Origin of the sequence: Ectopseudomonas alcaliphila (assembly GCF_900101755.1) — a bacterium.
Classification (GTDB): Bacteria; Pseudomonadota; Gammaproteobacteria; order Pseudomonadales; family Pseudomonadaceae; genus Aquipseudomonas; species Aquipseudomonas alcaliphila.
Window position 1 is genome coordinate 1 of the sequence record NZ_FNAE01000010.1, and the last position, 12,678, is coordinate 12,678.

The 12,678-nt window shown below is 64.3% G+C and carries 9 protein-coding genes; 5 read left to right on the forward strand and 4 right to left on the reverse strand.

From position 1 onward, the window contains the following. Positions 1 to 264: 264 nt before the first annotated feature. The 3 genes from acs to BLR77_RS22100 all read left to right on the forward strand — a co-directional run bounded on the left by acs (position 265) and on the right by BLR77_RS22100 (position 4,890). Complete coding sequence (gene acs / locus BLR77_RS22090) at positions 265 to 2,226, forward strand: acetate--CoA ligase (protein WP_074681923.1); 1,962 nt, start codon at positions 265 to 267, stop codon at positions 2,224 to 2,226. Between the two features lie 201 nt (positions 2,227 to 2,427). Then, the gene (locus tag BLR77_RS22095; protein ID WP_074681925.1) at positions 2,428 to 4,059 is read left to right on the forward strand and encodes a methyl-accepting chemotaxis protein; all 1,632 of its coding nucleotides are present in this window, start codon (positions 2,428 to 2,430) and stop codon (positions 4,057 to 4,059) included. A 51-nt stretch (positions 4,060 to 4,110) separates the two neighbouring features. Then, a complete protein-coding gene (locus BLR77_RS22100; RefSeq protein WP_074681926.1) occupies positions 4,111 to 4,890 on the forward strand; it encodes an EAL domain-containing protein in 780 nt (259 codons plus the stop codon). A gap of 61 nt (positions 4,891 to 4,951) precedes the next feature. Here BLR77_RS22100 and BLR77_RS22105 read toward each other — a convergent pair whose 3' ends face one another. Continuing rightward, entirely contained in the window at positions 4,952 to 5,629 is a 678-nt protein-coding gene (locus BLR77_RS22105) for a DUF4197 domain-containing protein (protein WP_074681928.1), read from the reverse strand. Positions 5,630 to 5,746: 117 nt separating this feature from the next. Here BLR77_RS22105 and BLR77_RS22110 point away from each other — a divergent pair, with 117 nt between their 5' ends. Then, positions 5,747 to 6,148, forward strand: coding sequence for a hypothetical protein (locus BLR77_RS22110; RefSeq protein WP_074681929.1), 402 nt, complete (start codon positions 5,747 to 5,749; stop codon positions 6,146 to 6,148). 74 nt (positions 6,149 to 6,222) lie between these two features. Here BLR77_RS22110 and BLR77_RS22115 read toward each other — a convergent pair whose 3' ends face one another. From BLR77_RS22115 to BLR77_RS22125, 3 genes are read right to left on the reverse strand one after another with little or no spacing between them, the layout of a single operon-like run. Next, positions 6,223 to 7,623, reverse strand: coding sequence for an efflux transporter outer membrane subunit (locus tag BLR77_RS22115; RefSeq protein WP_083366113.1), 1,401 nt, complete (start codon positions 7,621 to 7,623; stop codon positions 6,223 to 6,225). 4 nt (positions 7,624 to 7,627) lie between these two features. Beyond that, positions 7,628 to 10,762 (reverse strand): multidrug efflux RND transporter permease subunit TMexD, encoded by a 3,135-nt coding sequence (gene tmexD / locus BLR77_RS22120; RefSeq protein ID WP_074681931.1) that lies wholly within the window; start codon positions 10,760 to 10,762, stop codon positions 7,628 to 7,630. A 15-nt stretch (positions 10,763 to 10,777) separates the two neighbouring features. Next, positions 10,778 to 11,950, reverse strand: a complete 1,173-nt coding sequence (locus BLR77_RS22125) for an efflux RND transporter periplasmic adaptor subunit (RefSeq protein WP_074681933.1) — start codon at positions 11,948 to 11,950, stop codon at positions 10,778 to 10,780. Positions 11,951 to 12,122: 172 nt separating this feature from the next. On the opposite strand from BLR77_RS22125, the gene BLR77_RS22130 reads away from it, so the two are divergent. Next, on the forward strand, positions 12,123 to 12,674 hold the full coding sequence (locus tag BLR77_RS22130) for a TetR/AcrR family transcriptional regulator (protein WP_074681935.1): 552 nt from the start codon (positions 12,123 to 12,125) through the stop codon (positions 12,672 to 12,674). Positions 12,675 to 12,678: the final 4 nt, after the last annotated feature.

The window sequence follows — 12,678 nt, forward strand, 5'->3', positions numbered from 1 at the left end:
TGCCGAATCTGCTCGGCATGTAGCCGCTCAAACCAACGCTGCTACTTCGGTACCTCGTGTACCCACTCCGCCCGGCCTTAGTGCCGGGCTTTTTATCCGCGCACCTCGACGTATCCATGGCGCTGCCATATTGGCTCGGCATGCGCCGGGCAGGGCCTCGAGACCATGGTCTTAGAGCGGTAAGACCATGGTCGAATGGCCTCACGAAGGGTCGGGGGATACAAAAGGCACCATACAAAAACAACTCCCCGTCGAGGTGATTCCATGAGTGCTGCGTCTCTTTACCCTGTGCGTCCCGAAGTGGCCGCGCGGACCCTCACTGACGAGGCCACCTACAAGGCCATGTACCAACAGTCCGTGGTCAACCCCGAGGGTTTCTGGCGCGAGCAGGGCAAGCGGATCGACTGGATCAAGCCTTACAACAAGGTCAAGCAGACCACCTTCGACGATCACCACGTCGACATCAAGTGGTTCGCCGACGGCACCCTGAACGTTTCCTACAACTGCCTCGACCGTCACCTGGAAGAGCGCGGCGACCAGATCGCGATCATCTGGGAAGGCGACGATCCGTCCGAGCACCGGGAAATCACCTACCGTGAATTGCACGAGCAAGTGTGCAAATTCGCCAACGCCCTGCGTGGTCAGGACGTTCACCGCGGCGACGTGGTGACCATCTACATGCCGATGATCCCGGAAGCCGTGGTGGCCATGCTGGCCTGTGCGCGTATCGGTGCGATCCACTCCGTGGTGTTCGGCGGTTTCTCTCCCGAGGCGCTGGCCGGGCGCATCATCGATTGCCAGTCCAAGGTGGTGATCACCGCTGACGAAGGGCTGCGTGGCGGTAAGAAAGTGCCGCTCAAGGCCAACGTCGACGACGCGCTGACCAACCCCGAGACCCGCAGCATCCAGAAAGTCATCGTGGTGCAGCGCACCGGTTCAGAGATCAAGTGGAACCAGCACCGTGACATCTGGTACGAAGACCTGATGAAGGTGGCTGGCAGCGTCTGCGCACCCAAGGAAATGGGCGCTGAAGAAGCCCTGTTCATCCTCTACACCTCCGGTTCCACCGGCAAGCCCAAGGGCGTGCTGCACACCACCGGCGGCTACCTGGTATATGCGGCGCTGACCCATGAGCGCGTGTTCGACTACCGTCCGGGCGAGGTCTTCTGGTGCACCGCCGATATCGGTTGGGTCACCGGCCACACCTACCTGGTCTACGGACCGCTGGCCAACGGCGCCACCACCGTGATGTTCGAAGGCGTGCCGAACTATCCGGACGTCAGCCGCGTTGCCAAGATCGTCGACAAGCACAAGGTCAATATCCTCTACACCGCCCCGACCGCCATTCGCGCCATGATGGCCGAGGGCAAGGCCGCGGTCGAAGGCGCCGATGGTTCCAGCCTGCGTCTGCTCGGTTCGGTCGGTGAGCCGATCAACCCGGAAGCCTGGCAGTGGTACTACGAGAACGTCGGTCAGAGCCGTTGCCCGATCGTCGACACCTGGTGGCAGACCGAAACCGGCGCCTGCCTGATGACCCCGCTGCCGGGCGCTCATGGCCTCAAGCCGGGCTCCGCCGCACGCCCGTTCTTCGGCGTACAGCCGGCGCTGGTGGACAACCTGGGCAACATCATCGAAGGCGCTGCCGAAGGCAACCTGGTGATCATCGATTCCTGGCCGGGTCAGGCGCGTACCCTGTACGGCGACCATGACCGCTTCGTCGACACCTACTTCAAGACCTTCCGTGGCATGTACTTCACCGGTGACGGTGCGCGCCGCGACGAAGACGGCTACTGGTGGATCACCGGCCGCGTCGATGACGTGCTCAACGTCTCCGGCCACCGCATGGGCACCGCCGAGATCGAGAGCGCCATGGTCGCCCACTCGAAAGTGGCCGAGGCTGCAGTGGTCGGTGTACCGCACGACATCAAAGGGCAGGGCATCTACGTCTACGTCACCCTCAATGCTGGTGAGGAAGCATCGGAGCAACTGCGTCAGGAGCTGCGTAACTGGGTGCGCAAGGAGATCGGCCCGATTGCTACGCCGGACGTGATTCAGTGGGCCCCCGGTCTGCCGAAGACCCGTTCGGGCAAGATCATGCGCCGTATCCTGCGCAAGATCGCTACCGCCGAATACGATTCTCTCGGCGACATCTCCACGCTGGCCGATCCTGGCGTGGTGCAGCACCTCATCGACACGCATCGCCAGATGCAAGCCGCCTGCGCCTGATCGGTAACGGCAAATAAAAACCCCGCCCGGCCAAAAGCCTGGCGGGGTTTTTCGTTTCCTGGTGTCAGGATTTGCATAAAGTTGTACATGAATGTTTATTTGTACAATTGTTGTATCGATATGCATAATGGCGCAATGCCAGTTGGTGCGCTCGAATAACGCACCTCTGTCCGTTAATCCCTGACGACTCAGAGGTCCTCCATGCTTGCCAATCTCAACATCTCCCAGAAGCTCTACGCGGGTTTCGGTGTCGTCCTGCTGATCATTCTCATGCTGGTGCTGTCCACCTGGCGTGGCTTCGATCAGGTCGAGCGCACGGTGCGGCTGAATATCCATACCTATGATGTGGTCAACGAGGCGGCCGATCTGCTGGTCAGCCTGCTCAACATCGAAACCGGTGCTCGAGGATTCGTCATCACGGGGGCTGAGCAGTTTCTCGGCCCCCTGGAGGCTGGCGAAAAGGATTTCCAGGTTCACATGGCCGAACTGCGTCAGCTGACCCGTGACAATCCCGCTCAACAGCGGCGCTTCGCCGAACTGCAGGCGCTGCACGACCAGTGGTTGAGCGAAGACATCAATGGATACATGGAGCTGCGCCGTCAGGTCAGTGCCGGGACGCAGCCTTTCGATGCCGTGATCGAACGTATTTCGGCAGGGGGCGCCAAGGTCAAGATGGATGCCATGCGCCGCATCCTGAGTGAGATACAGGCCGAGGAACGAGTCTTGCTGGAACAGCGTACGGCGTCGATGAATGCCGCCAAGTCCCTGTCCCTGTGGCTCCTTTGGATCGGTGGGCTGATCGCTGCGGTGCTCGCGATTAGTGTGGCTTTCCTCCTCTCGCACAGCATTGCCGGGCGTTTGCGGCAGGTGGTGGAGGTGGCGCGCAATGTTGCCCAGGGACGCCTCGACTCGAATATCGAGCGGGCCGGCCGTGACGAGATCGGTGTGCTGCTGGATGCCTTCGCCACCATGCAGGAGCGCCTGCGCGAGATGATCGGGCAGATCCGTGCCGGTGCGGTGCAGTTGGTTGAAGCTGCGCAGAACATCTCCAGTGCTTCCACCCAGTTGTCAGTTTCCACCCAGGAGCAGTCGCAGGCCGCTTCGAGCATGGCGGCGACGGTGGAGGAACTGACCGTGAGCATCAATCACGTCGCCGACAACGCCAACGAGGCGCACGGCCTTTCCAGTGATTCGGGGCGGCAGTCTGCCGAGGGTGGGGCGGTGATCCAGGAAACCCTCGCCAGCATGCAGCGCATCGCTGACACGGTGCAGGGCGCAGCGGTGCAGATCGCCGAACTCGGCCAGCATTCGGATCAGATCTCCTCGATCGTCAACGTGATCAAGGAAATTGCCGACCAGACCAACCTGCTGGCCCTCAATGCGGCCATCGAGGCGGCGCGCGCCGGCGAGCAGGGCCGCGGTTTCGCCGTGGTGGCCGACGAGGTGCGCCTGCTGGCGCAGCGTACTGCCAACTCGACCCAGGAGATCACCGAGATGATCAAGAAGATCCAGCTGGGGACGCGCAGCGCGGTGAGCAATATGGAAGTCGGCGTGCAGCAGGTCAGCAGTGGGGTAGAGCAGGCCAGCCAGGCCGGTGATGCCATCGTCGCCATTCGCCAGGCTTCCGCCAGTGTGGTCGGTGTGGTCGATCAGATTTCCCTGGCGCTGCGCGAGCAGACAGTCGCCAGTCAGGACGTAGCGCGCAATGTCGAGCGCATCGCGCAAATGTCGATGGAGAACAGTGAGGCGGTGGCCGATACATCGCGCACCGCACAAGGCTTGCAGCAACTGGCCTTGTCGCTGGAAAAACAGGTGGCTTCGTTTCGATTTTGACTAGGCTGAGAGCAGGGATGCCCCCACGCCTTGTTTCTGAAGGAAGCGCCTATGAGCAATGCCAGTCCGAGCATCTTTCCCCAGCCGTTTCGTGCTGTGGGGTGTGCCGAATGCCGTAACGTCGAGGCCCTGGGTTTCGATTTCACAATGGCTTTTCAATTGATCGTCGATATCGAGGAGCAGCGGCCGTTCGCCTATGAAGCCCTGGTGCGGGGCTGCAATGGTGAATCCGCCGGGGAAGTGCTCGGGCGGGTCAACGATGGCAACCGCTATCGTTTCGATCAGGCCTGCCGGGTCAAGGCCATCGAGCAGGCCGCCAAGCTCGGGCTGCTCGACATCCCCGATTGTCTGCTCAGCATCAACTTCCTGCCCAATGCGGTGTATCGCGCCGAGACCTGCATTCGCGCCACGCTGGAGGCCGCGCAGCGCTTTGACTTCCCGCGCGAGCGGCTGATGTTCGAGGTGACCGAGGGCGAGCAGATCCATGACGCCGAGCACCTCAAGCGAATCTTCGCCGAGTACGGCAAGCAGGGGTTCACCACCGCCATCGACGATTTCGGCGCGGGCTACTCCGGGCTCAACCTGCTGGCCGAGTTCCAGCCGCACGTGCTCAAGCTGGACATGGCGTTGACCCGCGGCATCGATCAGGACCCGGTGCGCCAGGCAATCGTTGCCGGTATCGTGCTGGTCGCGCAGCGCCTGGGCATTCGCATCATCGCCGAGGGCATCGAAAGTGTTGGTGAGCGTGATGCGCTGATCGAGCTTGGTATCCGTTACATGCAGGGCTTTTTCTTCGCCCGGCCGGCACTGGACCGGCTCTGTCTACCCTGAGTGGAAAAGAAAACGCCCCGGCAGCAGCAAGCCACCTGGGCGTGTCGGCTGGTGCCGTTTCTCAGAGTGCGCCGAACACCTTCTTCGCCAGGCTGGTAGCGGCTCCGGCCGGGTTCTGGCGGATGCTGGCTTCCTGTTGGGCGATCATCTCGAACAGGCCATCAAGCGCCTGTTCGGTCACGTAGCTTTCCACCGTGCTGCTCTTGGCATCGACCACGCCAAAGCTGGCGGCCTGGCCGGCGAAGGTGTTGTACTGCTGGGCCAGGCCGACCTGGTCGGTGGCCTGCTTGACGATGGGCAGGAACTTGGCGCGGATCTGCTCGCGGCTGCTCTTGTTCAGGTACTGGGTGGCCGAGTCCTGCGGGCCGCTGAGAATCGATTTGGCATCGGCCACGGTCATCTTCTTCACCGCGTCGACCAGCAGCGCCTGCGCCTGCGGTACGGCGGCTTCGGCGGCCTTGTTCATGCTCGCTTCGAGCTGATCGACCTGGGCGCCCATGCTCATCATCTTCATGGTCTTGGCTGCCTTGCCGAGTTTGCCGGGCAGCTCGATGCGCACGTCCGGGTTGTTGCTGAAGCCGCCGGGCGTGCCCAGTTGCTTGACGGCCACCTGAGCGCCCTGAATGAGCGCGTCCTTGAGGCCGCCACTGGCGTCCTGCTGGCTCAGGTCGGAGAGGGACAGGGCGAAGACGTTGGCCGAAAGCAGCAGGCCAGCGGCAAGAGTAGTGAGGCGCAGCATGGTGTTCATCCTTGCATCGGGGGGAAATGCTGTGAGCTTAACGGAGTCTGCCGCCCTGACAAGCCAGGCGATGGGCGTGGATGGGCAGCGCGCATGGCTATGGCTATGATCAGGGCCATGAATTCACCATTGCCCCTGCGTACTCCTTGCCCACCGGGTGCCTGCGACTGTCAGCGCGACGAGCTGCTGGACAGACTGGGTGCCGATACGCGCATCCTGCTGCTGACCCGCAGCGAGGAGCAGCGACTGCTTGAGCGCCTGGAAAGCCTGCAGAGCCTGGAAGACCTCGAGCGCATGCAGCAGCGAATGTTCGATCAGTTGGGCATTCGCCTGCATATCGAGCCGGCCCATGGCGAGGTGCGCAGCATGCGCGGCATCCACATGCATTTCGATGCCCATCCGGGGTTGTGCCGCAAGACGCGGCAGAGCATTCCGGCGGCGATCCGGCGGGCGATGGAGAGAAGGCCGGAAATCGCCTGGCGCCTGCTCGACGCCAACGATCTGCTGGGGGCTGGTTAGGTCGAATACGCTTCGATCGAAAACGACAAGGCCACGCATCAGCGTGGCCTTGTCGTTTGTGGCAGATGAACAGGCTAGCGCTGCCAGCCACCGCCCAGGGCCCTGAACAGATCCGCCAGCGCCAGTTGGCGGTCGGTGCTGATCTGGATCAGCGTGGTCTGGTCGTTGAAGCTGCTGCGTTGGGCATCCAGGTAGCGCAGGTGGTCATCCACACCACCTCTGTAGCGGGCTTCAGCCAAGGCTTCGGCCGCTCGGCTGGACTCGGCCAGGGCACGCCGCGCGGCTTCTTCACGGCGCAGCGTGTCGGTGGCGGCGAGGGCATCGGCGACTTCGCGGAAGGCGGTCTGGATGGTGCCTTCGTAGTCGGCCACGGCGGCGTCCTGGCGCACTTCGGCGAGATCCAGGTTGGCGCGGTTGCGGCCGCCGGCGAAGATCGGCAGCGACAGCGTCGGGGCGAAACTCCAGGCCCGCGAGCCGCCCTCGAACAGCCCGGACAGCTCGGTGCTGGAGCTGCCCACCGACCCGGTCAGAGTGATGCGTGGGAAGAACGCCGCACGGGCCGCACCGATATCGGTATTGCGCGCCTTGAGGCGATGTTCGCTGGCAAGAATGTCGGGGCGGCGCTCGATCAGTTCCGAGCTGGTGCCGGGGGCGATGTCTTGCAGCACCATCAGCTCGTCGCGTGGGGTCGACGGCAACAGTCGCCCTGCGTCTGGCGTGCCGAGCAGCAGCGCCAGGGCGTTGTCCGCCTGGCGCAGCTGACGTTCGGTACTTTCTCGCTCGGCCTTGGCCTGCTCGGCGAGGCCGACCGCTTCCTGATAATCCAGGGCGGTGGCGGCGCCGGCTTCGCGGCGCCTGCTGACCAACTCCAGCGAGGCCAGGCGGCTGTCGAGGGTCTGTTCCACCAGCGCCTTGCGCCGTAGCGCGCCATCGCGGGTCAGGTAGGCCTGGATCACTTCGGCAATCAGGCTGATCTGGGTGGCGCGGGTCGCTTCCTCGGTGGCCAGGTAGGTTTCCAGCGCTGACTCGGAGAGGTTACGCACGCGGCCGAACAGGTCGACCTCGTACTCGGCCAGGCCGAGGCCGACCTGGTAGACGCTGGTGACCTCCGAGCGGCCGGTCTGCGACTGGTCGGCCGGCAAGCGTTGACGGTTGCCGCTGGCATTGGCATTGAGCGACGGCAGACGGTCGGCGCGCTGGATGCGGTACTGCGCGCGCGCCGCCTCGATGTCCAGCAGCGCCTGGCGCAGGCTGCGGTTGTTGTTCAGTGCGGTATCCACCGCACGGCGCAGGTCGGCATCGACGATGAAGGTCTGCCAGTCCAGCGCTTGCGCGCGGGTGCCGTTGGCGTCGGCCACCTGCCAGTCGGCTGCGACCGGCGCCTCTGGCCGCTCGTAGTGAGGCGCCAGAGAGCAGCCGCCGAGGGTGATGGCCAGGGTCAGCAGAGCGGGGCGCAGCATGAGGTGAGAGGTCATCGCATTACTCCGCTTTGTGCAGGGGATGGTTGTCGGTTTGCTGAGGTTTGGTACGCAGCAGCGACAGCACCCAGACGAAGAAGATCGGCACGAAAATCACCCCGAGCATGGTCGCGCTGAGCATGCCGCCCAGTACGCCGGTACCCAGTGCGCGCTGGCTGGCGGCGCCAGCGCCGGTGGCGATGGCCAGCGGCACCACGCCGAGCATGAAGGCCATGGACGTCATGATGATCGGGCGGAAACGCAGGCGTGCTGCTTCGATTGCGGCATCGCGCAGCGAGTAGCCGTCTTCCCACAGATCCTTGGCGAACTCGACGATGAGGATGGCGTTCTTCGCCGCCAGACCGATCACGGTGATCAGGCCGACCTTGAAGTAGACGTCGTTGGGCAGGCCGATGGCGGTCACCGCCAGCACCGCGCCGAGGGCGCCGACCGGCACGATGAGCATCACGCTCAGCGGGATCGCCCAGCTCTCGTAGAGCGCCACCAGCAGCAGGAACACCACGGTGATGGCCAGGGCGAAGAGCATCACTGCCTGGCCACTGGCGACCCGCTCCTGATACGACAGGCCGGTCCACTCATAGCCGATGCCTTCTGGCAGTTCGGCGGCGATGCGCTCCAGTTCGGCCATGGCCTCGCCGGTGCTCACCCCAGGGGCGGCGTCGCCGGCGATGCGGATCGACGGATAACCGTTGTAGCGGGCGATCTGCACCGGGCCTTCTTCCCACTGGGTGGTGACGAAGGCGCTCAGTGGCACCAGGCCGCCGCTGTCGTTGGGCACGTGCAGCCGTAGCACGCTTTCCGGGGTCATCCGTTCGGCTTGCTCGGCCTGCACCACCACGCGTTGCTGGCGGCCTGCGTTGGCAAAGTCGTTGATCACCGAGGAACCGAAGGCGGTGGACAGTGCGCTGCTCACCGACTCGAAGCTCACACCGAGGGTACGCGCCTTTTCGCGGTCGATGACCAGGCGCAACTGCGGCGCCTCGGCCAGGCCTTCCATCATGGCGTAGAGGAACTTCGGATTGCCGTTGACCTTGCCCAGCACCTCGTCGCGCGCGGCGAGCAGGGCATCGCGGCCGAGACTGGCGCGATCCTGCAGGCGCAGGGCGAAGCCGCCGGAGTTGCCCAGGCCTTCGATCGGCGGTGGTGGCACGGCCATCATGGCGCCGTCGTCGAGGTTGGCGAAGTGCTGGTTGACCGCTGCCGACTCGGCCTCCGGTGATTGGGTGGAGTCACGCTCCGACCAGTCCTTGAGCAGCGGGAAGGCGATGGCGGCGTTCTCGCCCATGCCGGAGAAGCTGAAGCCGAGCACCAGGAAGGAGGTCTCGATGGCTTCGCGGCCCATCAGGAATTCTTCCAGTTCCTCACCGGCTGCCGAGGTGCGCTCACGGGTGGCGCCCGGTGGCAGCTGGATGTCGACGATCATATAGCCCTGGTCTTCGACCGGCACGAAGGACTCCGGCAGGCGCAGGTAGAAGAAACCCATCAGCACCACGATGCCCAGGTAGACGAACATGACGCGGCCCGCGCGTGGCACCAGTTTGCCGTTGAGCGCGGTGTAGCGCCCGGTCAGACGAGTGAACAGGCGATTGAAGGCGCCGAAGAAGCCGGTCTTCTCGTGATGCCCCTCTGGGATGGGCTTGAGAATCGTCGCGCACAGCGCCGGGGTGAAGGTCAGCGCCAGGAAGCCGGAGAACAGGATCGACACCGCCAGCGACAGCGAGAACTGCTGGTAGATCACCCCGACCGAGCCGGACATGAAGGCCAGTGGCAGGAACACCGCCGACAGCACCAGGGTGATGCCGATGATCGCCCCGGACACCTGGCCCATCGCCTTGATGGTGGCAGGCACCGGCGCCAGGCCTTCCTCGGCCATGATCCGCTCGACGTTCTCCACCACCACGATGGCGTCGTCGACCAGGATGCCGATGGCCAGCACCATGCCGAACATGGTCATCATGTTCACCGAGAAGCCCAGCAGGTACATGAAGGTCAGGGTGCCGAGCAGGCACACCGGCACGACGATGGACGGGATCAGGGTGTAGCGCACGTTCTGCAGGAACAGGAACATCACCAGGAACACCAGGACCATGGCCTCGACCAGGGTCATGATGACCTTGTCGATGGCCACGTCGACGAAGCGCGAGGTGTCGTAGGGCACCGAGAACTCGACGTTGTCCGGGAAGTTCACCGACAACTCGGTCAGGCGCTGTTTCACCGCCTCGGCGGTCTGGATGGCGTTGGCGCCGGGCGACAGCTGCACGGCGGCTGCGACGGCGGGCTTGCCGTCCTGGCGCGAGCCGAAGTTGTAGTCCTGGCTGCCGACCTCGATGCGCGCCACGTCGCCCAGGGTCAGGCGCGAGCCGTCCTGGTTGGCGCGCAGCACGATGGCGGCGAACTCATCCGGGTTGTCCAGGGTGCCCTTGACCGCCAGTGTCGCGGTTAGTTGCTGCTCGCTGGAGCCGGGCGTGCTGCCGAAGGCGCCGGCTGGCACCTGCACGTTCTGCGCGCGGATGGCGTTGTTCACGTCATCGATCGACAGGCCGTAGCCGACCAGCTTCTGCGGGTCGATCCAAATGCGCATGGCGGCTTCGGAGGCAAAGAACTGCAGCTTGCCGACGCCTGGGACGCGACGGATTTCGTTGTTGATGTTGCGCGCGGCGTAGTCGGCCAGCGCCGTGGTGTTGTCGTCCTTGCCGCCATCCTTGTAGCTCAGGGCGTAGATCAGCAGAAAGCCCGCCGTGGCCTGCTCGGTCTGGATGCCCAGGGTGAGCACGGCCTGCGGCATGCGTGCCTCGGCTTTCTTCAGGCGGTTCTGCACGTCGACCTGGGCCAGCTCGGGGTCAGTGCCCGGCTGGAAGGTGACGGTGATCTCGGCGATACCGTTGGCGTTGCTGGTGGACTCGAAGTACAGCAGGTTCTTCGCGCCGTTGAGCTCTTCCTCGATGACGCTGGTCACCGAGTCGGTCAGCACCTGCGCCGAGGCGCCTGGGTAGGTGGCGGTGACGGTGATCTGCGGCGGCGCCACGTTGGGGTACTGCGCCACCGGCAGGAAGGGGATGGCCAGCAGACCGGCCAGCGAGATGAACAGGGCGACCACCCAGGCGAAATTGGGGCGCCGTATGAAAAACAGGGACATGAGCTTCTCTCCGGCTTACTGCGCCTGGGATTGTGGAGCGTTCGCGTCGGCTGCCGCGGCAGCTTCCTCGCGCGGCACGACCTTGGCGCCGGGCTTGATGGCAGCCAGCGAGCTGGTGATCACCTTGTCGCCGGCCTCGAGGCCGGCGACGATCTGCCAGCGCGAGCCGTGCATGGCGCCGGTGGTGACCTGGCGAACCTCGACGGTGTCGCCTTCGCCGAGCAGCATCACGCTGGCCTGGCCGTCGGCGGCACGTTGCACGGCGCGCTGCGGTACCAGGATGGCGTTCTGATTCAGCCCCTGCGGCGTCAGCACGCGCACGTACATGCCCGGCAGCAGCACCCCTTGCGGGTTGTCGAAGCGACCGCGCAGGGCGATCTGACCAGTGCTGCGATCCACCGAGATATCGGTGAACAGCAGGGTGCCGCTGCTCTCGATGTCGGTACCATCGACGCGCAGCGACAACGGCTGATCGGCTGCACCGGCAACCTTGCCATCGGCGATGGCGGCGCGCAGACGCAGGGCATCGGCGGCCGGCTGGGTGAAGTCGGCGTAGACCGGGTCGAGCTGCTGAATACGGGCGAGCAGGGTGGCTTCACCCTGGCCGACCAGCGCGCCTTCGGTCACCTGGGCGCGGCCGATGCGACCGGCAATGGGCGCGCGCACTTCGGCGTAACCCAGGTCCAGGCGTGCGGTTTCCACACTGGCTTGCGCCGAGCGTTTGTCGGCCTGAGCGCTTTGCAGTGCCGCCTTGGCCACATCGAAGTCCTGCTTGCTGACCGCATCGATCTTCACCAGCGGCTCGTAGCGCTTGACCGTGGCCTGAGCCTGGAACAGCTGCGCCTCGGCGCGGGCCAGTTCGCCCTGGGCACGGGACAGGGCGGCCTTGAACGGCGCCGGGTCGATCTGGAACAGCAGGTCGCCGGCCTTGACGTCGGCGCCTTCCTCGAAGGTGCGTTTGAGCACGATGCCAGCGACTCGGGCGCGTACTTCGGCAACCCGTACCGGCTCGATACGGCCCGGCAGTTCGGCGATCACGGTGAATGGCTCGGTCCTGACGGTCAGCACGTCGACCTCGCGTGGTGGCGCTTCACCCCAGCCTTGCTCACCTTTGTCGCAGCCGGCCAGACCGATTGCGGCCAGAAGAGTGACCACTGAAAAAACGTAACGCCCGCGAATTCTGCTCATGCCTGCCACCTGGAGTGAGATCCATTTTCCTTGAAAGGCGCGAATGATCATGCTTTAGCTTAAATGAGTCAACATTGACTCATTTGGTGCTTCTGTGCGCAAAATTGTAAGTCCCCGTTGAGTCTGGGGACTTTTTCTGCACAATGCGCGCTGCTTAACCGGAGGGCCTGCGATGTCCAATGATGAAAAACTGCTCAAGGCCCTGGCCGTTGCCATCGTCGATCGCCCGCGCGCGACGCTGAAAGATCTGGCCGAAGCCGCGGGGGTCAGCAAGGCCACCCTGCATCGTTTCTGCGGCACGCGCGACAGTCTGGTCGAGCGCCTGATGAACCATAGCCAGGCAGTGCTCAATCAGGTCATCGAGGACGCCGACCTGCAGGTTGCCGACGTGGCGCAGGCATTGCGCAACCTGATCGAGAATCACCTCAGACACCGCGAATTGCTGGTGTTCATGATCTTCCAGTACCGCCCGGACAGTCTCGATCCGGACAAGGACGGTGCGCGCTGGATCGCCTACACCGATGCCCTGGACAGCTTCTTCCTGCGTGGCCAGCAGGAGGGGTACTTTCGCATCGACATCACCGCCGAGCTGCTGACCGAACTGTTCGTGTCGCTGGTCTATGGCGTGGTCGATGCCGAGCGCCGCGGGCGCGCCGCCAGTGCGCGCTCGCTGGCGGTGCTGGAGCAGTTCTTTCTCAAGGGCGCCGGCCAGCCGCGTCCCTGATGCC